20 protein-coding genes and 1 other RNA gene are annotated in these 23,972 nt (G+C 62.0%); 9 read left to right on the forward strand and 12 right to left on the reverse strand.

Annotation, left to right across the window (positions count from 1 at the left end):
- Positions 1-121: 121 nt before the first annotated feature.
- The 6 genes from NCHOL11_RS08700 to NCHOL11_RS08725 form a co-directional block, all read right to left on the reverse strand.
- Positions 122-2,824: a TonB-dependent receptor domain-containing protein gene (locus tag NCHOL11_RS08700; RefSeq protein WP_097091959.1), complete on the reverse strand. Its 2,703-nt coding sequence runs from the start codon at positions 2,822-2,824 to the stop codon at positions 122-124.
- Between the two features lie 91 nt (positions 2,825-2,915).
- On the reverse strand, positions 2,916-4,502 hold the full coding sequence (locus NCHOL11_RS08705) for a hypothetical protein (RefSeq protein WP_097091960.1): 1,587 nt from the start codon (positions 4,500-4,502) through the stop codon (positions 2,916-2,918).
- A 258-nt stretch (positions 4,503-4,760) separates the two neighbouring features.
- A complete protein-coding gene (locus NCHOL11_RS08710; protein WP_441339474.1) occupies positions 4,761-5,135 on the reverse strand; it encodes a tetratricopeptide repeat protein in 375 nt (124 codons plus the stop codon).
- A gap of 313 nt (positions 5,136-5,448) precedes the next feature.
- Positions 5,449-5,792, reverse strand: a transfer-messenger RNA (tmRNA) gene (gene ssrA / locus NCHOL11_RS08715).
- 4 nt (positions 5,793-5,796) lie between these two features.
- Positions 5,797-6,309 carry a hemerythrin domain-containing protein gene (locus tag NCHOL11_RS08720; protein WP_097091962.1) on the reverse strand — a complete coding sequence of 171 codons (513 nt, stop codon included), beginning with the start codon at positions 6,307-6,309 and terminating at the stop codon, positions 5,797-5,799.
- A 66-nt stretch (positions 6,310-6,375) separates the two neighbouring features.
- The gene (locus NCHOL11_RS08725; RefSeq protein ID WP_097091963.1) at positions 6,376-6,777 is read right to left on the reverse strand and encodes a DUF6766 family protein; all 402 of its coding nucleotides are present in this window, start codon (positions 6,775-6,777) and stop codon (positions 6,376-6,378) included.
- 118 nt (positions 6,778-6,895) lie between these two features.
- Here NCHOL11_RS08725 and NCHOL11_RS08730 point away from each other — a divergent pair, with 118 nt between their 5' ends.
- The 5 genes from NCHOL11_RS08730 to NCHOL11_RS08750 all read left to right on the forward strand — a co-directional run bounded on the left by NCHOL11_RS08730 (position 6,896) and on the right by NCHOL11_RS08750 (position 10,995).
- Positions 6,896-7,486, forward strand: a complete 591-nt coding sequence (locus tag NCHOL11_RS08730; protein WP_097091964.1) for an anthranilate synthase component II — start codon at positions 6,896-6,898, stop codon at positions 7,484-7,486.
- Between the two features lie 86 nt (positions 7,487-7,572).
- A complete protein-coding gene (gene trpD, locus NCHOL11_RS08735) occupies positions 7,573-8,565 on the forward strand; it encodes an anthranilate phosphoribosyltransferase (protein ID WP_097091965.1) in 993 nt (330 codons plus the stop codon).
- Positions 8,562-9,353 carry an indole-3-glycerol phosphate synthase TrpC gene (gene trpC / locus NCHOL11_RS08740; RefSeq protein ID WP_097091966.1) on the forward strand — a complete coding sequence of 264 codons (792 nt, stop codon included), beginning with the start codon at positions 8,562-8,564 and terminating at the stop codon, positions 9,351-9,353. The genes trpD and trpC overlap by 4 nt, the downstream gene beginning before the upstream one ends.
- On the forward strand, positions 9,350-9,820 hold the full coding sequence (gene moaC / locus NCHOL11_RS08745; protein WP_097091967.1) for a cyclic pyranopterin monophosphate synthase MoaC: 471 nt from the start codon (positions 9,350-9,352) through the stop codon (positions 9,818-9,820). Before trpC ends, moaC begins: the two co-directional genes overlap by 4 nt.
- Complete coding sequence (locus tag NCHOL11_RS08750) at positions 9,817-10,995, forward strand: molybdopterin molybdotransferase MoeA (protein ID WP_097091968.1); 1,179 nt, start codon at positions 9,817-9,819, stop codon at positions 10,993-10,995. The genes moaC and NCHOL11_RS08750 overlap by 4 nt, the downstream gene beginning before the upstream one ends.
- Positions 10,996-11,050: 55 nt before the next feature.
- Here NCHOL11_RS08750 and NCHOL11_RS18180 read toward each other — a convergent pair whose 3' ends face one another.
- On the reverse strand, positions 11,051-11,206 hold the full coding sequence (locus NCHOL11_RS18180; protein WP_176502205.1) for a hypothetical protein: 156 nt from the start codon (positions 11,204-11,206) through the stop codon (positions 11,051-11,053).
- 151 nt (positions 11,207-11,357) lie between these two features.
- Here NCHOL11_RS18180 and lexA point away from each other — a divergent pair, with 151 nt between their 5' ends.
- Complete coding sequence (gene lexA, locus NCHOL11_RS08755) at positions 11,358-12,029, forward strand: transcriptional repressor LexA (protein WP_097091969.1); 672 nt, start codon at positions 11,358-11,360, stop codon at positions 12,027-12,029.
- Here lexA and NCHOL11_RS08760 read toward each other — a convergent pair.
- Positions 11,990-14,125 (reverse strand): ComEC/Rec2 family competence protein, encoded by a 2,136-nt coding sequence (locus NCHOL11_RS08760; RefSeq protein WP_255254749.1) that lies wholly within the window; start codon positions 14,123-14,125, stop codon positions 11,990-11,992. The two genes, lexA and NCHOL11_RS08760, sit on opposite strands and share 40 nt — an antisense overlap.
- Positions 14,126-14,200: 75 nt before the next feature.
- Here NCHOL11_RS08760 and gltX point away from each other — a divergent pair, with 75 nt between their 5' ends.
- A complete protein-coding gene (gltX, locus tag NCHOL11_RS08765) occupies positions 14,201-15,664 on the forward strand; it encodes a glutamate--tRNA ligase (RefSeq protein WP_176502206.1) in 1,464 nt (487 codons plus the stop codon).
- A 10-nt stretch (positions 15,665-15,674) separates the two neighbouring features.
- Positions 15,675-16,961: a citrate synthase gene (locus NCHOL11_RS08770; protein WP_097092843.1), complete on the forward strand. Its 1,287-nt coding sequence runs from the start codon at positions 15,675-15,677 to the stop codon at positions 16,959-16,961.
- A gap of 61 nt (positions 16,962-17,022) precedes the next feature.
- Here NCHOL11_RS08770 and NCHOL11_RS08775 read toward each other — a convergent pair whose 3' ends face one another.
- From NCHOL11_RS08775 to NCHOL11_RS08790, 4 genes are all read right to left on the reverse strand, one after another.
- On the reverse strand, positions 17,023-18,405 hold the full coding sequence (locus NCHOL11_RS08775) for a sensor histidine kinase (protein WP_097091972.1): 1,383 nt from the start codon (positions 18,403-18,405) through the stop codon (positions 17,023-17,025).
- Entirely contained in the window at positions 18,405-19,484 is a 1,080-nt protein-coding gene (locus NCHOL11_RS08780; RefSeq protein ID WP_097092844.1) for a DUF2336 domain-containing protein, read from the reverse strand. Before NCHOL11_RS08780 ends, NCHOL11_RS08775 begins: the two co-directional genes overlap by 1 nt.
- A 58-nt stretch (positions 19,485-19,542) precedes the next feature.
- A complete protein-coding gene (locus NCHOL11_RS08785; protein ID WP_097091973.1) occupies positions 19,543-20,709 on the reverse strand; it encodes a hypothetical protein in 1,167 nt (388 codons plus the stop codon).
- Positions 20,710-20,787: 78 nt separating this feature from the next.
- The gene (locus NCHOL11_RS08790) at positions 20,788-21,090 is read right to left on the reverse strand and encodes an Hpt domain-containing protein (protein ID WP_097091974.1); all 303 of its coding nucleotides are present in this window, start codon (positions 21,088-21,090) and stop codon (positions 20,788-20,790) included.
- A gap of 79 nt (positions 21,091-21,169) precedes the next feature.
- Between NCHOL11_RS08790 and NCHOL11_RS08795 the strand changes: the two genes are divergently transcribed.
- Complete coding sequence (locus NCHOL11_RS08795) at positions 21,170-23,842, forward strand: hypothetical protein (protein WP_097091975.1); 2,673 nt, start codon at positions 21,170-21,172, stop codon at positions 23,840-23,842.
- Positions 23,843-23,972 lie beyond the last annotated feature (130 nt).

A 23,972-nucleotide genomic window follows, 5' to 3' on the forward strand; every position in this document is an offset into this window, starting at 1 on the left:
CAGCCTCCGATTGCCTTGATCGGCTATCACAGATCGGGAGAACGCACGAACCCTGTAAACGGCAAAGCGGCCGACCCACGCCATGCGAATCGGCCGCTTTGCTTAGACATTGCCGATGAGATCAGAAGGCTACGGTGAGCGAAGCCGCGATGGTGGTCCCAATCTTGTAGCGGTTGTAGAACACCTTGTTGCCGCCAAGCTGTTGGAACTCCTGGAACTTGCGGCCGGTGATGTTACGGGCTTCAAACTTGAACTCGCTCTTCACCCCACCCGGCAGGGTCACGCCCTGACGCGCGACGAAGTCCAGCGTCAGGCCCGGCTTTTCCTTGATGTCAGGCTGAAGATTGGGCCCACGGCTTGTGACGCGGGGGCTGGCATAGGTGAGCAACAGCGTCTGCTGCGACAGCCTGTCCGTATCCTCTAGCCCGATCTGGAAGTTCACCAGATGGTCCGACTGACCGGTCAGCGGAGCGCCATCTTGGAAATAGTCCGACGCGGCAGGCAAAGGGCCCGTCGTGTAGCTATAAGGGATGGTCGTATCCCCCTCACTCACCTTCAGTTTCGACTGGGTATAGGTGTAATTGCCGATCAGGACGATCCGACGCGTCTGAAAAAACGGCGAGTTCGACCAGCCATCGAGCGGCAGATATTTCTGCGCCTCGAACTCCGCGCCATACAGCTGCGCTTCGGGTGCGTTGGCGAAGCTGGTCGTCACCGCATAGGTGTCGGTGATCGTCGTGAAGGTTTCGATGGGGTTCTTGATCTTCTTGTAGAAGGCAGCGGCTGTCAGCCGTTTTTCACGCCCAATATACCATTCTGCACGGATATCGCCGTTCCACAACTCGCTGTCCTGCAGGAAAGGATTGCCGCGGAAGAAGCGGTTGGACTCGGTGTCCAGATAGGGTTGGGCGATCAATTCGCGGAACTGCGGCCGAGCGATGGTCTTCGATCCACTCACCCGGAATTGCAGGTCCTTCGCCGCTTCAAGGGTGACGGTAACAGCGGGCAACCAATAGTCTTTTCGGATCTGGTTGAACGGCGTCACGCCGGTGCTGTAAACATCGACGCCGGTCACGGACTGCCGCCCCTTTTCATAGCGGACACCAGCGTCGAACGACAGACCCGGCAGCACCGATGCCTTCACCTGGGCATAACCCGCATGGGTACGTAGGGCAGCGTCATAGACGGGATAATTGCCCGAAAATTCCAGCAGGCTGATGTCGAACAGCTGGATCGACGCGTCCGACAGCAGATAGTCGGGGCGCAACTGCTGAACCGGCACCGGCAGGTTGGTGGCGTCGAAATGCAGTTCGTAGCGGGAGGATCGGCGCTTCGTGTCGCTGAACGCATAACCTACCGTCGCCGACACATCGCGCGAGAATTTGTAGCTGAGATCCCAACCAGCCGACCACAGATTTTCATTCAAGTCGCTGAAGGTGATCGACGCGTCGCCGCGCTGGCGATTGAGAGCATTGACGAAGCGGTCGCCAACAGGATCGACTGCCAGATCGCGGTTGGTGCGGACATATTCGAACTCGCGCTCATAGGGCGCTTCCCGTTGCGAGTTGGCATAGCCGCCGCGCACATCCAGGCTCAGCGCGTCGCTCAGCTTGAATTCGCCGACCAGCTGCGTGTCGATCAGCTGCCGCTCATACCAGCCGGTCTGCTGGTTGAGATAATCCGCACCCTGAATCTGGCCGTCATTCTGGCCGATCGCCAGAGCGCTGCGTTTCAGCGTGTCGCGGATATAGACGTTGGTCCAGCGGAGCTTCTGATTGCCGAGTTCAAGGCCAAAGCCCAGCAGGCCGTTGACCGTTACATCATTTTCAGTGCTGATCTGGTTGTAATTGCGGCCCGCGCCTGCGGCGACATCCAGCGACGCCTGCTGCAGGTTTTCACGCGTCCGCCACTTGTTGCTATAGGATGCGGTGGCAAGAACGCCAAAGCGGCCATCACTGCCGACATCGAAAGCGGTGCCGCCGTTGATCGAGGCGGAAAAGTTGAACGGCAAGCTGTTCGTGCGCTGCACGACAGAGGTGTTGCTGTTCTGGAACTGGGTCGCAATTGCCCGCAGGTCCGCGCGTGGAATGTTGGAAAATGGCGTGCCGCTGTTGATGGCGTTGGCAAGGAGCCCCGGCACGTCGCGGGTGCCGTCATCAAAGCCGGTCCAGTCGGACTTGCTGCCATAATGGGTGTAGCCAAGCTGACCCGATGTTTCCGTGTTCGCCGAGCTGCCGACGCCGATTTCCAGGAAGCTTTCGACCGGAATGGCCTTGGTCGTCAGGTTGATGACGCCGCCACCGAACTCGCCGGGGAAGTTCGCGGAAAAGCTCTTCTGAACCAATGTCGAAGCGATCACACTCGTCGGGAAGATGTCGAGCGGGACGACGCGCTTGAGCGGTTCGGGGCTGGGCAGCGGAGAACCGTTCAGCAGCGCCAGCGAATAGCGGTCACCAAGGCCGCGCACATAGACATAGCCGCCCGACACGACCGACAGGCCGGTGACGCGCTGCAAGGAACCCGCAATGTCGCCTTCGCCGGTGCGCTTGATGTCTGCGGCCGACAGGACGTTCACGACCTGCGGCGCTGCCCGCGACACATTGGTTGTCCGGCGGCCGGTCACGACGATATCGGAACCGGGGATCGAAATATCGACATTGCCGGTCTGCGCGTCGGCTTCTTCCGAAGCGCTCGGAACGCCGGACGTCGGAGCGGGATCGCCTGCCGAGGGCGTCGAAACGGTTGAGGTCTGCGCCATCACCGACGGAGCGGACAGCGCGGATGTAATGAGCAGCAGGCGAGCCAGGCTGAGCGGCTTCGACATGGCTTAGGTCCCCCTTGGGATGAAATTCTTTGCAAAGAGGGCGGGGAAGCGCCGTTGCACGCTCCCCCGCCCCTGTTGAGGTCAGGTCAGATCAGGTCGTCGGAATGGCCGTGCAATTGCCGCTGGCGCTGCCGAAGCTCGCCGTCACGGAGTTGCAGGTCCAACCGGCATACCAGGTGTCATTGCTGTCCTTGACCGCGCCGACATAGTTGGTCGTGGTGAAGGCGGCATCGATCGTCTTGGGGTCGGTCGCCGGACGCGCCGTTTCGGTAGCACCGTTGATGAACAGGCTGGTCAGCGACGGGGTGTAGCTGATCGTGCTGTTTGGGCCGGCTTCGAAGATCGACTGGACCACTGCTGCGGTCACGCCGTTGTTACCCTTGTAGGGCGTTGCCGGCAGGCACTGCATCGAAACGGAGATGTAACGCGGCTTGCCTGCATCCTGCAGGGCCGTGTCAGCATCGCGAACCGTCGTGGCGCTGTCGATGCGCAGGCAGGTCTGGGTGGGGCTGACGATCAAGCCGTTGACCAGCGTCAGGTCAGCGCCGCCGCGCAGCAGCATGGCGGAACCGTTCGAGCCAGTGGTCGATCGATTAATGGCCGTGAAGTTTGCGACCTTCAGATACTGGCGCGGCAGCACGTCTTCGCCGTTGTTCGACGCCGAGCCTCCGTTGGAGTCGGTCTCAAGGAAGCTGTCGCCGATGTTATTGCCTTCGCGCTGGACGCTCAGCAGATACTGAACCGTGCCGCGGAAACCGACGTCAGTGTCCAGATTGTCGTCTTCGTTGCCGGTTAGCACCAGGTAGCGAGGATGGACGCTGCCGCCAAAGATTTCGATGCCATCGTCGGAGCTGTTGTGGACCTGGATGTGGTCAAGCTGTGTACCGGTGCCAACGCCCGAAGGGGTCAGGCCCTGAAGCTCGCTGGAACCCGAAAGGACGAACCCGGAATAGCGGATTTGGACATAGCTCATGCGGCCCGAGCTGTCGGCGTCGTTCGCGCCACCATACAGGGCGTTGCTCGCGCCTTCCGTGTCGCGTTCACAGGCCGTGGTGCCCGCAGCAGCAGCGGGAGCCAGACAGTCCGTGATCTTCGCGCGGCCAAGCAGCACGACGCCGCCCCACTGACCCGACGATTGATCAGTGGCGGTGCCCAGAACGTTTTCACGGCTGGTGAAGATGATCGGCTGCGATGCGGTGCCAACGGCATTGATCTTGTTGCCGCGATTGACCGCCAGGAAGGTGTTGCCAGTGCCGGCAAAGATGACCACGCCCGGATCGATGCTGAGCGTCACGGCGGTGTTGGTGCTCGCCGCGCCCTGATCGGTGCCGACATCGACGCGACCCGGCATAGAATAGACGACGCCCGCAACCTTCGCGATCGCGGTTGAGCTGTTGAAGCGCGCCGGGAAGCCGCAATTGCGCCAGGTGCTCGTACCGTTGGAAATCGTGCCCAGATCAGTCAGCTGGTCAGATCCTGCAATGCTCGGACAGTTCGCGGCCGGAGTTACGACGCCCGGCGTGGGCGTAGGCGTACCCGGCGTGGGAGTCGGTGTCGGCGCAGGCAGGACGATGGTTCCTTCGCCCGGCGATGCGATGTCGTCGGCGCCGCAAGCGCTCAGCGCGGCGCAGGCGCAGCCCGCCATCAGAATGCTAGTGATGCGATTAGTCTTGACCATGTCGTCTCCGCTCCGGCGTTGCCGGTTTGTGATTGGATGCGGAGCGAAGGGGATTTTCGAATCGGACAACGCCCCCTGCCGCCCTCAATCGCGGCAGCTAAGGGCGGCACATGACAGGCGCATTTTGCTTCAGTGACGGAAGCGTGACTTTAAAATGACGTTTTGAAGACTATTGTTGCAATTTAACGACGAGGCCCGCGTAAAAGAAAAGCGTCACCCTTGCGGACGACGCTTTCTCCGTCAGCAGAGACCGGAGCCTCAGCGCATCGCGTAGCTCGCTTCCAGGCGATCGAGCGCGCGGCGCGCAACGTCGCGCGACGATGCCGCTTCACCGTTGGCGAGCAGCAGAGTGGACTCGGGGGCAAAGCGCGCCGAACGATATGCCTCGCGCGCATCCTTCATTCTACCGAGCCCTGCATAGGCGTTGCCCAGGTTGATGAGGCGAGCAGGATCATTTGCGCCTTCCGGCCACATAGGCGCCAATCGGCGGGCCGCTTTTTCATAATCTCTAGCTATCAGCGCGGGAGCGGCCAATCGGCCGTCCGGCACGCCGACGACCACGACTTCATCAGACGCTGCCGCAGCAGCGTTGGACATGCTTGCCGCCAGCGCCAGCCCAACTATCGCCGCCATTCTCACCATCCGATTTCTCCCGAAAAAACCTTCTACAATAGCCGGGATTATTTCATCTTGATGACAGGACTACAACTGAATGAAAGAACATGATAAAGGAATTTTATTCGTTCTATTTCAGCACGTTATAAGATTTTCGCACAACTGTCATAAAAGTGTAATCGCAATGTCTCCGTTGCGCCGCCCCGATTCGGACGCATGCGGAGAACAGTCTTTGGCGCGACAATGCGGTCCGCTCATTGGCGAGATGATGAAGGTCAGACAATCAGGGAAAGTCCGGAGGATTCTGTTGCCCGGCTCCTCCGGAAGCCGCTGAATTCCCTTCTGTTGCCCGGTGGGTTCAACCGCGTTCTTTTTGAGTAATATCTGGCCGTGAGGCCATCAATTACGCAGCAAGAGCAAGAGCCTCGTTATCGTTGGCACTTACGTGTTTTGAACATTTTTACGGCTTACTCAGGCCGGGTGAAAACATCGCTTTTCAACACACGTCGATCCTAGTTCGGCCCCGTCAGACATCCCGGAATGCGGGACATGTGGTGGAGCCGCCGGGTACTGCCCCCGGGTCCGCTGCGCCTATTGCACGACACAATTTATCACCATAGCCGGGCGAACCCGGCACCGACGCATATGGGATAATGCGCCGGCTTTTTCAACTGCCGGATCAGGCGGCAACCAAGTGCACGGCCTTGGGCTTGGCTACAGGCAAACCGCTCGCCTTCGCCTGCGCCATCAATTCCTGCTTGCGGGCCATCATCTGGTCACGCAACGCTACCAGATCTACACCCGTCTTGCGGCACTGCGCGAACATGCCGTCGGACTGCCGCTCCTCTTCCTTCACATGATGTTTGATCTCTTCGGACAGCACCGTGACCTTGGCGTCGTAGAAATCGTCTTCGGGCGATCCGGCCTCGATGTCGTTGACCAGCACCTTGGCCCCGTCATGCTCGACATAGGCTTCATCCAGCGTGTCGTCCTCGATCTTCCCGCGGAAAGCAGGGTAGAAAATCTCCTCCTCGATCATCGTGTGGATCTTCAGTTCCGTGCAGATCTGACGCGCGATTTCCTGCTTACGGTTCGCAGCCTTCGCCTTTTCAAACTGCTCGAACAATTCCTCGACCTTGCGGTGATCGGCTTTCAACAGGGCGATCGCGTCGGTAAACTCAGCTTTGGCCATCTCTGTCCTCCTCACGAACGATATTGCGAGAAAGCGGCTGAGGTGCGGCCCGGTTCCCGTTGCAAGTCATTCTCGCCCCACATCATGGCCGTGCGGCTTCGCATGCCCGCCGGCACGCAGATAACGATCATCGATTTCGCGGATCAGCTGCTCGGCATCCTTGCCACCAGCAATCTTCAGCAACTCGTCCACCTTGGCTTCCAGCCGATCGTCATTTTCTTTCGAGGCAGGCGATCCCACATAAAGAAAATAGGCAAGGCCAACGACCTGCCAGATCAACTGCAGAAATTCTGATTGCCAATTCTCGAACGTATCCCGCCCCATCTCGACGGCATAGGACGCCAGTTCAGGCACCTGCCCATGCGATCGAGCCTCATCGACATAGGCCCACCAGCCAAACAGCCAGTGCCCCGCGATCGACACCAGGAAAAACAGGGCCGTGATCCAACCATAGGCATAGCGTTTCATACGACCTTCCCTCATTTTCGTTTCGGAAGGACAACGCAAAAGCCGCACACGGGTTCAACGCGCTGGGGGACTGATTCCGATTGGCCCCGCGCACTTCAATCTTTATAGCCCTCATCCCATGATCCTCGTCATCGACAATTACGACAGCTTCACTTGGAACCTGGTCCATTACCTCATGGAGCTGGGCGCCGAGGTTGATGTCGTTCGCAACGACGCCATCTCCGCAGGTCAGGCGCTGTCCAGCGGCGCCAGCGCCTTCCTGCTTTCGCCCGGCCCTTGCACGCCAAATGAGGCAGGGGTCAGCCTCGACTTGGTAGCTGCTTGCGCTGATGCAGGCTCACCGCTGCTCGGCGTATGCCTTGGCCATCAGGCGATCGGACAGCATTTCGGTGGCCAAGTCGTTCGCGGCGGCCTGATGCATGGCAAGACGTCGCCCGTCACCCATGACGGCAGCGGCCTCTTCACGGGCATTCCATCTCCCTTCACCGCCACCCGCTATCACTCGCTTATCGTGGAAGACATTCCCGATAACCTCGTCGTCAATGCGACTAGCGAGGATGGCTCCGTCATGGGCTTCCGTCACCAGAGCCTCCCCATCCACTCGGTCCAATTCCACCCGGAAAGCATCGCGACGGAATATGGGCATGACATGCTGGCCAACTTCATGCGCATCGCTGGCATTCCAGTCCGGGAGCGCGCTGCCGCCTGAATTTTGCGGCCCACAGCGGCAGGCACGACGACTTTCCCCTACCCCGCCCTCGACTCCTGCCACCCATCGTGATTAAGGCAGGCGCGATGACCCGCCTGCCCGATCCCGCTACGCCGTTGAGCACAACCGAGGCTGCACGCGCCTTTGATCTTCTGTTCGACGGCACCCTGCCCGAAGAGGACATCGCAGCCTTTCTCGTGACCATGGCGAAGCGCGGCGAGAGCGCCACGGAGATCGCCGCCGCTGCGCGCGCCATGCGCGCCCGCATGATCCCGGTCACTGCCCCCCCCGGCGCAATCGACGTCTGCGGCACTGGCGGTGACGGACATCATACGCTCAACGTCTCCACTGCCGTCAGCCTCGTCGTCGCCGCCGCTGGCGTTCCCGTCGCCAAGCATGGCAATCGCGCAGCCTCGTCCAAGGCGGGCGCGGCTGACACGCTCGAAGCGCTTGGCCTCGACCTTGATCGCGCCGCCGACACAGCGGAAGCCACGCTTGGCGATCTCGGCATCTGCTTCCTCTTTGCGCAAAAACATCATCCCGCGCTCAAACGCTTTGGCCCGATCCGCAAGGCGATCGGCCAGCGCACCATCTTCAACCTGATGGGGCCGCTCGCCAATCCGGCAGCGGTCCGCCGACAGCTCGTCGGCATTGCCCGTCCCGCCTATGTGCCCATCTACGCCGAGGCGCTGGCCGAATTGGACGTCGATCGTGCCATGATCGTGTCGGGTGACGAGGGTCTGGACGAACTGTCGCTCGCGGGTGGCAATGACGTCGCGGAAGTCACCGCGCAGGGACTCGTCGCCATGCGCCGGCTGACCGCTGCCGACGCTGGGCTTCCCACGCATCCTGTGGAAGCCATTCGCGGCGGCGACCCGGCACACAATGCCGCTGCCCTCCGCGCCCTTCTTCAGGGCGAGCAAGGCCCCTATCGCGACGCCGTCCTTCTCAACGCCGCCGCAGCGCTGCTTGTCGCGGACGCCGTTGCGGACCTGCGCGAAGGCGTCGAGGAAGCGGCTGAAACCATCGATCGCGGCCTTGCCAATGCGCTGCTCAACTGCTGGATTGCCTATAAATGACGAACAAGCTGATCGAAATCTGCGACACGAAGCGTGAGGAAGTGGCCCGCCGCAAGGCTGTCACCACCGTCTCGGCGCTTCACGCCCGCGCCTCCGAACAAACGCCTCCGCGTGGTTTCCGGCAAGCTCTCGACAGCGCCGCACGTTCAGGCTTCGGCCTCATTGCCGAGATAAAGAAGGCCAGCCCCTCCAAGGGTCTCATCCGCGAAGATTTCGACCCGCCTGCCCATGCCCAGGCCTATGCCGCCGCAGGCGCCGCCTGCCTCTCCGTCCTGACGGACGAGCCCTATTTCCAGGGCCATGACGACTATCTCATGGCCGCCCGCTCCGCCTGCGCCCTGCCGGTCCTGCGCAAGGATTTCATGGTCGACCCCTGGCAAGTGCTGGAAAGCCGCTCGCTTGGCGCCGACGCCATCCTCATCATCGCCGCCGCGCTTGATGACGGCCAAATGGCAGAGATCGAGGACGCGGCACTCGGCCTCGGCATGGACGCGCTGGTGGAGGTGCACGACGCGCATGAACTGGAGCGCGCACTCAAGCTTCGTTCACGGCTGATCGGCGTCAACAACCGTGACCTGCGTGACTTCAGCGTAGACTTCGCTCGTACCTACGAACTGGTCGGCCAAGCGCCGGAAGGTTGCACCTTCGTTGCAGAGAGCGGCTTGGGCAGCCATGCGGATCTCGTCGCCATGTCCGAACATGGCGTCCGCTGCTTCCTGGTGGGTGAGAGCCTGATGCGCCAAGCCGATGTAGAAGCGGCGACCCATGCGCTGCTGACCGGCGCATGAGCAAGCTCACCCATCTTGATGAAGATGGATCGGCCCATATGGTCGATGTCTCGGCAAAGGAAATAACCTCCCGCGAAGCGATTGCTACGGGTCATATCGCCATGAGCGCCGAAGCAGCGGCCGCCATCGCCCAGGGCCTCGTCAAGAAAGGCGACGTGCTCGCTGTGGCTCGCGTCGCAGGCATCATGGCGGCGAAACGGACCGCAGACCTCATTCCCCTGTGTCACCCGATAGCGCTGACATCCGTCTCTATCGATTTCGATCTTGAGCCACAGGGCGTCACGGTGACGGCCACCGCGAGAAGCGCTGGGCAGACAGGCGTCGAGATGGAAGCACTCACCGCCACCTCCGCAACGCTGCTCACCATCTACGACATGGCAAAGGCCCTGGATAAAGCCATGGTTATCGGCAACGTTCGCTTGCTTGCCAAATCGGGCGGTAAGTCGGGCGACTGGCGGGCCCCATGAGCCTGCTCCCTGTCGCGGAGGCCCAAGCTCGCCTGCTCGCGCTGGGCAGCCGGTTGCCAGAGGAGGAGGTAGCGGCATCTGCCTGTGCAGGCCGGTGGCTGGCACGCGACATATTTGCCCTGCGCGACCAACCCTGGGCCGATCTCTCCGCGATGGACGGCTACGCCATCAAGGCAGCAGAATGGCCCGGCCCTTGGCGGATCGCCATCGAAAGCACGGCGGGAGCAGCCCTCCCCCCGCCACTGGCGACCGGGGAGAGCTGCCGCATTTTCACCGGCGCGCCACTTCCACCTGCATCGGACGCCATCCTGATCCAGGAAGATGCCGAGCTTCGCGATGGGCTCCTATATCCGCGCGGCGACGTGCTGAAGGCAGGGCGGCATGTTCGTGCCACCGCGACGGATTTCGCCGTGAACCAGCGGCTCCTGTCAGCCGGAGCAGCGCTCGGCCCCGCCCAGATCGCGCTCGCCGTCCTGGGTGGACATGGAAGCCTTCCGGTCGGCGCGCGTCCCCGCGTCGCCCTGGTCTCCACCGGCAATGAACTTGTCCCCCCTGGAGCGCCCACCCCGCCCGGCTGCCTCCCTTGCTCAAACGCGCCCATGCTTGCTGCGATGCTCGGCGCCATAGGAGCGGAGGTGATCGACATCGGCATCATCCCCGACGACCTCGAAGCATTGACCAAGGCGCTGGAAAACTCCGCCAGGGCCGACATCATCCTTTCGACCGGCGGGGCGTCGGTTGGTGATCATGATCTGGTCCGCCCCGCCTTTGCAGCAGCGGGCGGCAGTCTCGATTTCTGGAAGATCCGCATGCGCCCCGGCAAGCCCCTGATGGCCGGAAAGCTCGGGCACAGCATCTTCCTTGGCCTGCCCGGAAACCCCGTATCCGCTTTCGTGACCGCCACGCTGTTCCTGCTGCCGCTCGTCCGCCACCTGGCCGGTGCGGCGGATCCGCTCCCGCGCTCCGCGATCGCATCACTTGCAGCGCCGCTTCCCGCGACGGGCGAGCGCGATGATTATCTCCGCGCCTTCCACACTGCCGATGGGCTGGTGTCGGTCACCTCGCAGGACAGCGCTGCGACCGCTGCGCTCGCCCAAGCGGAATGCCTTATCGTGCGGCCCGCAGGTTCGCCCCCGGCAACCGCCGGAGAGCAAGTCACCATCCTGCCGCTTTAGCAAAGAGAAAGGGGCCGCGATGCGACCCCTTCCCATGCTTCAACCAATAGGTCGATCAGCGCTGCTGCTTGCCTTGTCCGCCTTTGTCCTTGTGGCTTTCGCCCATCTGACCCTGACGGTTTTCCTGCTGCTGCTGACGGCCGCCCTGGCTGGAACGGTCGCCACCCTGCTGGCGGCGCTGATTGCTGTCCTGGTTGTTCTGGTTCGCCATCATTCTCTCCTATTCACCCTCTTTAGGAAGGCGGCTATTGAACGGCTGTGACGCAGGTCCGTTCCTTTCGTTACGCTTGGCGCAAGCCGCTTGACTCGCCCCCTTCCGTTTCCTATGCGTTCTCCATCCGTTCCATGGAGGACAAGCGGGCATGCTGACGCCTAAGCAACAGGAATTGCTGAGCTTCATTCAAAATCGGCTCGAGGAAGGCGGTGTTTCGCCTTCTTTTGAGGAGATGAAGGAAGCTTTGGACCTGCGATCAAAATCCGGGATACACCGGTTGATCAATGCGCTGGAAGAGCGCGGATTCATCCGCCGCCTGCCAAATCGCGCACGCGCACTCGAAGTGCTGAAGCTGCCCGAAGCGATGAACCGCGCGCCCAAGGCCGTCTCTCCGCCCAAGCCTCAACTGGCTGCAAAGCCTCCGATCGCCGCAAATGACGTGATCGAAATTCCGCTGCACGGCAGGATCGCGGCGGGTGTTCCGATCGAAGCCATGGAAGGACAGAATATGCTGTCCGTTCCAGCGGCACTGCTGGGTGCTGGGGACCATTATGCTCTGGAGGTCTCCGGTGACTCTATGGTCGACGCAGGCATTCTCGATGGCGATTTCGCGCTGATCCAGCGGACCGAAGTGGCTCGCGAAGGCCAGATCGTCGTTGCCTTGATCGAGGAAAGCGAAGCGACGCTCAAATATTTCCATCGGCAAGGGCCGAAGGTCAGGCTTGACCCGGCGAACAGCGCTTATGAAGCGCAGATCTACGATCCCAAGCAGGTGCGCATTCAGGGCAAGCTCGCGGGATTGCTGCGGCGATATAATTGATCGGACTTGTGGCGGGACGGTAAGTAGGACGGCTGCACAACCCACGGATGTGCGTCGCCCGCCTTCTTGGCAGTACGTACCGTCCCTCCATCAAGATCGATTGCCAGCCCGCCCGTTCGCGCCAACATCCGCCGATCCGCTTTCAACCAGCGCGGACGGCACCAGGCGGGCATGCGGCGATCCGCGATAACTATGTCCGCGCGCGCACAGTCCCGTTGCAGGCTTTCCCTCGGAACGACGACGCCTGTCCTCGTTACCAGCAACTGCCACAGGCGCCCTCCTCCCCTGACGGCGACCATGCAGAGGTCAATCGAACAGCGCGCTTCGGGCAATTGCGCGATCGGGTTCAAAGTCCCCTCATAGCCTGCGCTCTCGGCGATCATGTCTCGGACATAATCGCCTGCGCGCGCTCGCAGGATCGCCATGCCGCCATCCTGCTCCCGCACCGCTACATGCCGCCCATCGGCCGTGACCAGAATGTCCGGAGGAGAACTCAACACAATGACAGCGACGCCCGCGGCAACGGGCGCTAAACCACACCAGCGCCAGGCACTCCGCCAGAGCAAGCACCAAAGCCCGCCCAGCACCATCATCCCAAAAACAAAGTTCGGAACGACCGGCGCGGTAACGACCGCCCACGGACCTGCCGCCACGCCATGGGCGATCATCAACAGCAGCTCGAGCGCTCGGCCGGTTAGCCACCAGGCCGGAGCGCCCAGACCCGCGACGTCCAGCAGCAAGGCGATCGCTTCAAGCGGCATCACGACAAAGGTGGTCAGGGGAATAGCGATGAGATTGGCGAAAGCGCCCAGCATCCCCGCCTTGTGGAAATGCGCCAGCGCGATCGGTGCGAGAACCAGTTCCACCGCGAAACCGGAAAGAAGGAGTATGACCAGGTGCCGCATCAGTCGCCGAAACCCTGTCTCCTCCCGGGCCGCCGCAAAGGCGCGGAAGCGAGGATGCTCACTCAAGGCCACGAGCGCGATCACCGCCCCGAAGCTCATCTGAAAGCTGGGGCCTACCAAAGCTTCTGGCCACAGCAGCAGAACGACCAACGCTCCGGCAGCTATCAATCGCAGCGTGATTGCCTCGCGGCCAAGCGCAAGCCCGCCGAGCACGAGCAGCGCGGCAACACAGGACCGAACCGTCGGAACCTCTGCCCCGGTGAGCAGGGTATATCCAATCCCCGCCAACGCGCCACCCGCCGCCGCGACCAGCATCAACGGCCAGTTCAATGCCGCACGCGGGCTGAGCGCCATGATGCGCATCAGCAGGAAAATGACCGCACCGATCAGGGCGGTGACGTGCAAGCCACTGATGGAAAGCAGATGGGCAAGGCCGCTCCGCCGCATCGCTTCAGCGTCCGCCTCGCTGATTGCGCCCTGGTCGCCCGTGGCCAGCGCTGCGGCGATGCCGGTCCCGTCGCCGTCGGCCTTCTCCAATATGTGCGCGAACAGGCGGTTGCGCAGAGGCGGGCCATCGGTAGATGGACGCAGCACTGTTATCGGCCTCAACGCTCTTCCCGTAGCTCCAATCCCCTGGAAATAGGCGCGGCGCGAAAAATCATATGCGCCTGGTAGGCTTGCTTCGGCAGGAGGCATCAACCGGGCGCGGAATCGGATGATGGCACCTCTGCCAAGCCCGTCAGGCACATCCGCCGCGGCCATGTTCACCCGGATCAGCGGGGGCAGTCCGGCCGTGCCCATCGGTCTTATCTTCACACGACTCATCTGCTCGGCAGGAACGGCATCAACCGTCCTGACTTCGCCGGTCACCTCCATAAAGATCGCGCGGGGCAATGGCGCTGATCCGATGGCCACGGCTTTGCACCAAATCAGCACACAGCCAAAGGCGGCGAGCAAGCCCCCCAATATCATCGATTGGCGCAAGCGACCGCCCGCCGGCAGCATCATCCCGCCACAGGCGATAGCTAGTGCGCAGCAGCAGAAGCCCAACCATTCCAATGGATTAGGGAGAGAGAACCAAGCGCCGATGCCTAGCCCCAGGCCGACCGGTATCCATAGCGGAAGCTGTTCGCGCTCCGACTCCAGCCAGCCTTCGACAGCCATGAAAAATCGATGTCCGCCGCCTGTCATAATCCGGGCAACGGACGTTTGTCGTGGCTCAAAAGCCATGCTAGGGGGCGTCGCGTTCATGATTGAGCAAGGCGGATGTCGAGGAATAAAGCGGTGAGTGCAACGGGTTTGAACAAGCAGGTGGTAACCCGTTTCGCGCCATCGCCCACGGGATTTCTGCATATTGGCGGCGCGCGTACAGCGTTGTTCAACTGGTTATTCGCCCGGCATCATGGCGGCAAGTTCCTGTTGCGGATTGAAGATACGGATCGCGCCCGCTCCACCGAAGAAGCGGTCGCCGCGATTTTCGACGGCCTGGAATGGCTTGGCCTTACCGGTGACGAGCCCGCTGTTTTCCAGTTCCAACGCTCGCAGCGTCATGCGGAGGTTGCCAACCAATTGCTGGCCGCCGGCCACGCCTATCGCTGCTACGCGACTCCGGAAGAGTTGGCGGAACTGCGCGAGCAGCAGCGCGCCGCGAAGCAACCGATGCGCTATGACGGCCGCTGGCGCGATCGGGATTCTTCCGAAGCTCCAGCGGGCGCGCCCTTCGTCATCCGTTTGAAAGCGCCGCGTGAGGGCGAGACGGTCATCGACGATGCCGTGCAGGGTCGCGTGGTGGTACAGAATGCGGAATTGGATGATATGATCCTGCTGCGTTCGGACGGCACGCCCACCTACATGCTCGCGGTAGTCGTGGATGATAACGACATGGGCGTCACGCACGTGATCCGGGGCGATGATCATCTGAACAACGCCTTCCGCCAGCTTGGAATTATCAAGGCGATGGGCTGGGAAGAGCCTGTCTACGCTCACATCCCCCTCATCCACGGTTCGGACGGCGCGAAGCTTTCGAAGCGGCACGGCGCTCTTGGTGTCGACGCCTATCGCGATGAGATGGGGATGCTGCCTGAGGCGGTGCTCAACTATCTCCTGCGTCTGGGCTGGGGCTATGGCGACGAAGAAACCATCTCGCGGGAACGCGCGATCGAGTTGTTCGACATTGACGGCGTAGGCCGGTCTCCGTCCCGTTTCGACATCAAGAAGCTGGAAAATCTTAACGCATTCTACCTGCGCGAAGCGGACGATCAGCGCCTCGCGGAACTGGTCTTGCCCCGCGTCGCTCAACGGCTTGGTACAACCCTGGGGGAAGAAGCCCAGACGTTGCTTGCGCAGGCCATGCCTTCGCTCAAGCCGCGCGCCAAGACCCTGAACGAAATCGCCGAGGGCGCCGAGTTTCTGTTCAAGAGCCGCCCTCTGGATTTTGACGACAAGGCAATGGCTCTGCTAGACGACTCGGCGCGCGAGCTGCTTGGGAAGACAGCCGACGCTCTTGATTCCGTCCAGTCCTGGACGATCGAAGCGATCGAGGAAGCGATCCGCCGCGTGGCAGAGGAAGCCGGATTGGGGTTGGGCAAAGTGGCCCAGCCGCTACGCGCGGCGCTGACCGGTCGCACGGTTTCGCCGGGGATATTTGATGTTCTTTTCCTTCTTGGAAAAGACGGGAGCTTGGAGCGGCTCGCGGATGCCAGGCAGGCATCGCCGGCTGTTGGCAATTAAGGAGAACGAGATGTCGGACAATAATGCCACTTTGACGGTCGGCGGCGATGCCAAGGAATATGGCATCCTGAGCGGCTCTGTCGGCCCGAAGGTCATCGACGTTCGCAAGCTCTACGCCAATACCGGCATGTTCACCTATGATCCGGGCTTCACGTCCACGGCCAGCTGCGATTCGGGGCTGACCTATATCGATGGCGACGCTGGCATTCTGTTGCATCGCGGATACCCGATCGATCAGCTCGCTGAACAGTCGAGCTTCATGGAAGTCAGCTATCTGCTGCTGAACGGCGAACTGCCTTCGAAGAAGGATCTGGAAGACTTCACACGCACCATCACCCGCCACACCATGGTGCATGAACAGCTGACCACCTTCTATCGCGGTTTCCGCCGCGATGCGCACCCGATGGCGATCATGTGCGGCGTCGTCGGCGCCCTCTCCGCTTTCTATCATGATTCGACGGACATCAACGATCCGGAACAGCGCAAGATCGCGAGCCACCGCCTGATCGCGAAGATGCCGACGATCGCAGCGATGGCCTATAAATATTCGGTGGGTCAGCCCTTCGTCTATCCGCGCAATGACCTCAGCTACACCGCCAATTTCCTGCGTATGACCTTCTCGGTCCCGGCCGAGGAATATGAGCCCGATCCGGTCATCGTCGATGCGATGGACAAGATCTTCATCCTTCATGCCGATCATGAGCAGAACGCATCGACCTCTACGGTCCGCCTCGCTGGTTCGTCGGGCGCCAACCCCTTCGCATGCATCGCGGCCGGCATCGCTTGCCTTTGGGGTCCCGCGCATGGCGGCGCGAACGAAGCCGCGCTCAACATGCTGCGTGAGATCGGCACCGTCGACCGCATCCCTGAATATATCGCCCGCGCGAAGAACAAGGATGACCCGTTCCGTCTGATGGGCTTTGGCCATCGTGTGTACAAGAATTACGATCCACGCGCGACCGTCATGCAGAAGACGGCGAAGGATGTTCTGGAAAAGCTTGGCGTCAATGATCCGGTTTTCGACGTCGCCAAGGAACTGGAGCAGATCGCGCTCAATGATCCCTATTTCATCGAAAAGAAGCTCTACCCCAATGTGGACTTCTATTCGGGCGTGATCCTGTCCGCGATCGGCTTCCCGACCGAGATGTTCACGGTTCTTTTCGCCCTCGCTCGCACCGTTGGCTGGGTGGCGCAGTGGAACGAAATGATCTCCGACCCCGCGCAGAAGATCGGCCGCCCGCGCCAGCTGTACACGGGTCCCGCACAGCGCGACTATGTGCCGGTCAGCCAGCGCTGATCATCGCAGCTTTGGTGAAAATGGAAACGGCGCCCAACAAGGCGCCGTTTTTGTTTGCGGCTTATTCGCTGGCCGGCAGGGTCAGCATGAAGCGCGCCCCTCCATCAGGGGCATCACCGATGTGAATATCCCCGCCCATAGCAAGCGCCAGCCGCCGAGAAATATAGAGGCCGAGGCCACTACCTCCAGGATCGCTGCGGCCAAGCCGCTCGAATTTGTGGAAAATCCGCTCCCGCATATCCTCGGGAACACCGGCGCCCTGGTCCATCACGGCAATCCAGGCCCGCCCTTCATCGACGCCGGTCTCGATCCTGACTTCACTATCCTCTGGCCCATAGCGCACCGCATTGCCGACGAGGTTCATGAGGATCTGTAAAGCCCGGCGGAACTCGCCTGTCGCGATGGCTTTCTGATCGGGCTCTGGCGAGATGATCCGGATCTTGCGGCTCATAGCCTTGACGAGAAACAGGCCCGCCGCCCGCCGCCCGATGTCGGCAAGGTCCACATCCTCGGTAGCAACGGTAAAATCCAGCCTGTCGATCGCCTGCAAGTCAGCCAAATCGTCGATCAAAGCCATCAGATGGCGCCCGGCCGCTGCGATGTCGGACGCATATCCCGCATAATCCGGCCGCAAGGGACCGTCGAACTGGGCGTTGATGGAATCCGCATTGGCGATGATCCGGCCCAGCGGCTGGCGCAAGGACCTGTCAAGGCGACGTCCGAATTCCGCCGGATATATGACGACGGCCGGTGCAGGCGGCACATGCGGCGCAAGGATGGCCCGATCCAAAGGAAAGGCCTTGCCCCGATAACCCAACAGCTGCCCCGCCAGATCGAACATTGGAAAACCGGACAGACGGAAACATTGTTCGGGCTCTGCGATCAACGTGGCGATCTGGTCGCGAAAGGCTCGCCGCTGCGCAAAGCCGCGCAAAATGGCAAGGTCGCCTTCCTCGTCAGGACGCAATTCAAAATAGCTGGTCAGACGGCTGCCGGGCAAAGGCGGTGTCTGTGGCAGAGCGCTTTCCGGCCCAGCACCCTCCAGCACCATCTGAAACCGCAACTGCGTATCGACTTGCCAGGTCCACCCCTCCGAGACCGCCGCAATATCTGCTTCCCGGCGTATGATGTCCGTGGGGGCCGCTGCCGCGGCCCGCTCGTTCCACTCAATGACGGAAAGCTGCACTCCGTCAGCTTCCGGTTTGGCGCGCACCCACATGTCCACGTCACCCCGCTCGGTGGCGGCGGTGACAGTACGGGACACGGCGATCGAGAGCCGCGACGCCAGCCGCGCCAAGGCCGCGAGTTGAGGAATGGCAAGGACCGCCCCGACATCCGACCCCGCCTCCCGCTGCAAAGCCAGCAACGGTGCATCGGCGCTCAGCAGCAATCCGTTCGCCGCCACGGTAGCGCGGATGATGGCAGGATGCGCCGACATGTTCATCAGGTGGTGATCCGCCGCAGATGATCGATTTTCGCGCGGAGCGAACGAGGCGCGCGCAATGCATTTACCAAAGCGTCCGCCTGCCCCTCTGTCAACGACTGATACCGTTCTGCCTCGACGATGATGGCAGCGTCGGTCAGTGAAGGCCGTACGGGACGCAGCGCCAGCAACAAATGCCGGTAGTCCGCATCCGAACCGCCGAGCGACCGGCAGAGCGCCGCCAGTTCACTGATAGGGCCCATCACCAATATGTCCGCCACATGCGCGCCATCCATGCGGAGCCGCCGGGCTGCCAGTGACGCGAACAGCAGGAAGCGCCTCTGGCTAAGGGCTGCCCCCAGCAACTCAGGCATGTCGGCCCGTGAGCCCAGGCGCCGCACAAGCCTGTCCGCCGCAGCGATGGGACCCCGGGTTTCGTCATGTTCGGCCAGCAGCGCCCAGCCTGCCTTTTCGAAAGCAGGCAATATCTCTCCGGCGTCTACAAGCGAGGTGCGCTGAACGACTGCCATCAAACATGCCGCCGCTGTCCACATGAGCTCGGCATAATGTTCCGCCGGGAGGTCCGGCTGCATCGCGTCATCCTCTCCGCCCAGCGCCAGCCAGCGCCCTTCTGCCATGGCAAGCGCAACCAGCGATTCCGTCACCGCAGGATCATCGGCCGGGAAGAAGATTTCCGCCTCTGTTTCGTCCAGCCGGTCGTCCGGCTGGCCAAATTGCCTTAGCAGGAGCGTTACGCCGGCGCGCATCTGCATATGGGACAGCAATGCCGGTCCCAACAACGTCGGTTGGGCGCAGATGGTGGGCCAACAGACAGGTTCAGGATGTTGCGCCAGGATGCTCGTCAGGTCAGGCCGTTCCAGCGCGAATCGCAGCGAATGCTCGATGCCAGCGACACAGCCACCCAGATGGCGGCGTGTTTCCGCCATCAGTGCGTCATGCCGCTCCCGTCCCTCATTGGGAAAGAAAAAGGCAAGATCAATGGCATGACCTACAGGAACGGCGGACATGCCGGCCAGGACGGGAGCCGCAGGCCAACTGTCCGCCGCAGTCGGTCCGGTAAGGAACGAAAAGGCGCTCATGACGGGCAACATAGCTGCACGTCCTTAAAATGCACTAAACCCTATCGCTGAAATAAAATCAGGCCGCTTTGCGTAAGATGATCGCGCCTGCAGAGGCGATCGCGGCCAGCATCGCGACTTCATAGCCCATCATCGTCGCCCCTAGCAGCGTCGTCAGCAACAACAGAACGACCGCGCTGGCAGGCGTGAAGATCATCCACGCCCTGGCGCCCCCGGTCCGTTGCCAGCGATCGGCCAACTGGATGATTGCTAGCAGCAGCGCGAGGCAGGTCGCCAACACACTGCCACCGGCCAGCGATATTCCTCCCACGGCGAAGAAGGGAACGACAAAGGCTACCCACCCGGCCGGGGGAGCGCGAAGAGCGAGCTCGTCCAGCCGATCCGCGATTTCGGCGAGCGCCAGTGCCACAAGCAACAACAGAAACCCTGTCGCGGGCCAGAGCAATTCGATCGGCACCAGGGCGATAGCCCCCAGCGCCATGGCGGCGATACGCACCTGCGTCGCGGGAACCTGCGTGCGCATCAAAGCCGGGCTGAACAACCGGGCAGCGGGGCACAGGAGATAATGTTCGGCCAGGCCGCGCACCCTCTTCGCCAGGGATCCGGCGGACATCACCGCCTGGGCGACAAGGTCCGCCTGCGCCTGCCCGTCGACCAGCGCGACACGGCCGGTCAACAGGTCATCCTGCGGCACCGTGATCCGGCGCGCGCCATTCTGCACCGCCGCACGCACAAGCGTCAGCGACAGGTCCCAATCGCCGATCATGTCGAGCGTACCGAAAAGCAGGTCAGGACTTATCCGGGCAAGGCCTGCCCAGCGCTGCCCCGCGTCGATCCGCTCGAACGGAGCGCTGGCGCGGCTGTCGTCGGTGACCAGAAGGGCATTGCCATCCCGCTCCGCGATCGCATCGAAATGCCCCTGCGCGATGACGACCCCGTCAGCGACAAGGACGACATCCGCGTCGCGCGGCGCGTCCCGCACCATGGAGACCATATCGCGGATCAAGGCGACAGCGATGCCATCGGCGCTCAACCGATCGACGGCCTGCGACAGGGCGGGCGTGATGACGCTCACCAGGATCATTATCCGGTCTGCCCCGGCCCTAGCGGCCTGCCGCGCTTGATATTCCACCAGCGTCTGGCCCGCAAAGTGCAGGCTGGCGCGAAGTGCGCCCGAAGAATCGCTGGACGCCCGGCTGGCGCTGAGAATGGCGGCAAAAGTCATGCTGAGATGGAACTGACCCGTTCTTGTGTGATCCCGCCTTTTCGCAAGGCTGTTGCCATCACGCAAGCTTGCTGCGGTTCAGCTCTGCTGAAGCCGGTCTATCGCCATCCGCAATTGACGCAAAATGCGCGGATCTCCGGGCGTACAATCCGCCGCCTCATCAGCCAGCGCCATCAGATGGGTGAGGCCAAAACTCGCCGCCAAACCCTTCAGCCGCCATGATGCGACTTCCCAGCCAGCATCATTCTGCGCGTTCCGCAAAAGGTCCAGCTGCCTTTCGGCACTCTCCATGAAGGCCACACGCAGATCGGCGATCAGCGCGAAATCTTCGCCAACAGCGGCAGCAAGAGCAGCATTCAGGGCGCCAGGATCATAGGACATGGGCCGAACGCTATCGGGCTTGCGTTAAGTTTTGGTAACAGGGCATTTTGTTGCGCTGAAAAGATGATAGGATGGGGTCATGAACGGGGGCAGCACCATCGTCGAATTCTGGCGAGACAAGAGCATTGCGACTACTGGCGAGTCGCAAAAGGACGAAGCACTGCTGTTGGAGCAGGTCGTCGAGGACGCAGACACCGATGACGAAGCCGTGGAGCGGCGGGATCCCTTTGATCGACGAACGCAGGCTATCTTCGGGCTGGCCGCGCTGCTGTGGCTGGGCTTTGCCGGTTGGGCCACCATATCCACGCATCAATGGCAGGCGGGACCTGCTGCCTGGCCCGGCCTTGTAACGACCATGCTCCTGCCGGTGGTGGGCCTCGGGGTCTGCTATCTGTTGCTCGCCCGCACCAGCAGGGCCGAATCGCGCCGCTATCTGGACGCCGCGCGTGTGCTGCATACGGAAGCAGAGCAGCTCGAAGCCCGGCTGAACCGCATCAACCGCCAACTCGCTACCGCCCGCAATGCGATGCAGGATCAGGCGGAATTGCTCGATAGCTACGGCGCAGCGGCGAGCAGCAATATGGAAGCATCGGCCGAGCTGATCGCCAGCCGCGCGCACAGCACGACGGAAAAGGCCGAAGCAGCCGAGCGTGCAGGCACTGCCTTGGTCGGCCGCATGGACGCATTGATAGCAGCCATGCCGGAACTGGAAGAGCGCGCCACCCGCATGGCCGCCCAGATCATCGACAATGGCCATGCCTTGGCCGAGCGGATCGATACTTTGGAAGCCCGGCTCCATGCTTTGGGCGAACTGTCCGACGATGCGCGGGCGCGCACCCTCACCGCCACGAAGAGCCTGTCGAGTCAGCTCACCCAGCTGCAGGAAGCCACCCGCTCCGCGACGGAAGAAGTGAACGGAATGGCGGACATCGCCGCCGGGCGGATAGACGCCACGGCGCAGAGTGCCCGTCTCACGATGCAGGAGGGCGCCGCCGAAATCGATCGGCAGGCAAGCACCCTTGCCAGCCTTCTGGAAAGAGCGCGCGCGGGCATCACCAACAGTGCCGAAGCCACGATCGAATTGCTGACGCAAAATCTCGACCGGGTTGAAGGCGATGTGCGGCAGCGCTTGGAAAATGCCGTTGATCACGCACAACAAAGCATGTCGGCGGCCGATCGCGATCTCACCGCGCAGGCGGAGTCACTCCGCGCCCTTGTCGAGACCGCGCAAGCAGGAATCGCCGCGACCAGCCAGAATGCCCTTGCCGCTCTGTCTCGCGACGCCGAAGAGATCGAGCTTCAGCTTCGCGCACGCGCAGAAGCTGCCTTCGCTCGCGCTCACGAAGGCGTGACGATCACTGAGGAAGGTCTCGCTCGGCAGGCTGAGGCACTTGACGCATTGGTCGCCCGCTCGCGCGGCAATATCGCCAGCATCGGCGATGAGACCGTCTCCGCCATTTCCGACCATATGACGGAAGTGGAAAGCCGCCTGCATCAGATCAATGATCTGGTCGAGGGACAGCGCACACTGGTGGCTGGGCTGCACACGACGCTTGGCGATGCCATCGACAACGCGCAGTCGCGCTTCGCCGCGCTGGAAGAAAGCGCCCTGTCGCGCAATGACCGCCTCACTGACGCACTTTCGCGCCTCACGGTCGAGACACAGCGCATCGATGAAGCGCTCGCAGCCGGCGGGGTCACGGCAGAAAAGCTCATCAGCTGCGCCGAAACCCTGCTTGTGGCACTCGATTCGAGCGTTCGCGAACTGGACGAAACTTTCCCGGCCGCGCTTCAGCGTTTCGATGCCCGCATTTCCACCAGCCGCGAGCTGCTCGACAGCGCGGCCCCCGAAATGGAGCGTTTGGAGGCAATTTCCGAAGCACTGGTCGGCCGCACGCAGGAAGCCGAAGAGCTGCTGCGCGGCCAAGGCCGTCGGCTCACCGAATGGCTGGAAAGCACGCAAAGCGGGGTCGAGGCCAATCGCGAGCTGGTTGAAAAGCTGCGCACGGCACTCGACCATGCCCATGAAGATGCAACGCGGATCACCGAGGGCGCTGGCCCGTTGCTGGTGACCGCCTTGCTGCGCGTCAAGGACACGGCTGATCAGGCCGCCGAACGCGCGCGCCAGGCATTGGGCCGCGCAATTCCAGATGCGGCGCAGTCGCTCGCCGAAGCAAGCGAAGTCGCGCTGCAGCAGGCTGTCAATGACAAGGTCACAGCGCAGATCGAAAAGCTCGCTCAAGTCGCGGAGGAAGCCGTTCGGGCGGCGCACCAAGCGTCCGATCGCCTTACGCGGCAGCTACTCACCATCGCCGATACGAGCGCCAGCGTTCAATCGCGGATCGAGGAAGCAGAACGAGCCGCGGAAGACCGCGACCGGGATCATTTCGCCCGCCGCTCTGCCCTGCTCATAGAATCGCTCAACAGCACCTCGATCGATGTCGCCAAGATCCTGTCGAACGATGTGACGGATTCCGCCTGGGCTTCTTATCTAAAGGGAGATCGCGGCGTCTTCACCCGCCGCGCCGTCAAGCTGCTGGATGCAGGCGAATCGCGCGAGATCGCCTTGCATTATGACAATGACGCCGAGTTCCAGGAGCATGTGAACCGGTACATTCATGATTTCGAATCCCTGCTGCGGATCATCCTGTCGGCACGGGACGGCAACGCGCTCGGGGTTGCCGTGCTTTCGTCGGACATGGGCAAGCTCTATGTCGCCCTCGCCCAGGCTATCGAGCGGCTTCGCCAATAGACGCATGGCCGTGGGTTCATCCCGGCTACGCGTTTCCATTCCATGGTACAGCCATTCTTCAGCGGCTAGCGCAACCCGCTGCCAGGCAGATACACCCGTGAGTCATGGTGACGAAGCATTGAGTAACACC

This window comes from Novosphingobium sp. Chol11, from assembly GCF_900218065.1.
Lineage (GTDB): Bacteria > Pseudomonadota > Alphaproteobacteria > Sphingomonadales > Sphingomonadaceae > Sphingobium > Sphingobium agri.

Bases quoted from the DNA above. Each gene is read 5' to 3' on its own strand.
- NCHOL11_RS08705 (WP_097091960.1), bottom strand. From the start codon at position 4,502: ATGGTCAAGACTAATCGCATCACTAGCATTCTGATGGCGGGCTGCGCC.
- NCHOL11_RS18180 (WP_176502205.1), bottom strand. From the start codon at position 11,206: ATGGCGAACCAGAACAACCAGGACAGCAATCAGCGCCGCCAGCAGGGT.
- NCHOL11_RS08730 (WP_097091964.1), top strand. From the start codon at position 6,896: ATGATCCTCGTCATCGACAATTACGACAGCTTCACTTGGAACCTGGTC.
- trpC (WP_097091966.1), top strand. From the start codon at position 8,562: ATGACGAACAAGCTGATCGAAATCTGCGACACGAAGCGTGAGGAAGTG.
- NCHOL11_RS08785 (WP_097091973.1), bottom strand. From the start codon at position 20,709: ATGACTTTTGCCGCCATTCTCAGCGCCAGCCGGGCGTCCAGCGATTCT.
- NCHOL11_RS08720 (WP_097091962.1), bottom strand. From the start codon at position 6,309: ATGGCCAAAGCTGAGTTTACCGACGCGATCGCCCTGTTGAAAGCCGAT.
- NCHOL11_RS08770 (WP_097092843.1), top strand. From the start codon at position 15,675: ATGTCGGACAATAATGCCACTTTGACGGTCGGCGGCGATGCCAAGGAA.
- trpD (WP_097091965.1), top strand. From the start codon at position 7,573: ATGACCCGCCTGCCCGATCCCGCTACGCCGTTGAGCACAACCGAGGCT.
- NCHOL11_RS08710 (WP_441339474.1), bottom strand. From the start codon at position 5,135: ATGGCGGCGATAGTTGGGCTGGCGCTGGCGGCAAGCATGTCCAACGCT.
- NCHOL11_RS08790 (WP_097091974.1), bottom strand. From the start codon at position 21,090: ATGTCCTATGATCCTGGCGCCCTGAATGCTGCTCTTGCTGCCGCTGTT.
- moaC (WP_097091967.1), top strand. From the start codon at position 9,350: ATGAGCAAGCTCACCCATCTTGATGAAGATGGATCGGCCCATATGGTC.
- NCHOL11_RS08750 (WP_097091968.1), top strand. From the start codon at position 9,817: ATGAGCCTGCTCCCTGTCGCGGAGGCCCAAGCTCGCCTGCTCGCGCTG.
- NCHOL11_RS08725 (WP_097091963.1), bottom strand. From the start codon at position 6,777: ATGAAACGCTATGCCTATGGTTGGATCACGGCCCTGTTTTTCCTGGTG.
- lexA (WP_097091969.1), top strand. From the start codon at position 11,358: ATGCTGACGCCTAAGCAACAGGAATTGCTGAGCTTCATTCAAAATCGG.
- NCHOL11_RS08780 (WP_097092844.1), bottom strand. From the start codon at position 19,484: ATGAGCGCCTTTTCGTTCCTTACCGGACCGACTGCGGCGGACAGTTGG.
- NCHOL11_RS08795 (WP_097091975.1), top strand. From the start codon at position 21,170: ATGAACGGGGGCAGCACCATCGTCGAATTCTGGCGAGACAAGAGCATT.
- NCHOL11_RS08775 (WP_097091972.1), bottom strand. From the start codon at position 18,405: ATGAACATGTCGGCGCATCCTGCCATCATCCGCGCTACCGTGGCGGCG.
- gltX (WP_176502206.1), top strand. From the start codon at position 14,201: ATGTCGAGGAATAAAGCGGTGAGTGCAACGGGTTTGAACAAGCAGGTG.
- NCHOL11_RS08760 (WP_255254749.1), bottom strand. From the start codon at position 14,125: ATGACAGGCGGCGGACATCGATTTTTCATGGCTGTCGAAGGCTGGCTG.
- NCHOL11_RS08700 (WP_097091959.1), bottom strand. From the start codon at position 2,824: ATGTCGAAGCCGCTCAGCCTGGCTCGCCTGCTGCTCATTACATCCGCG.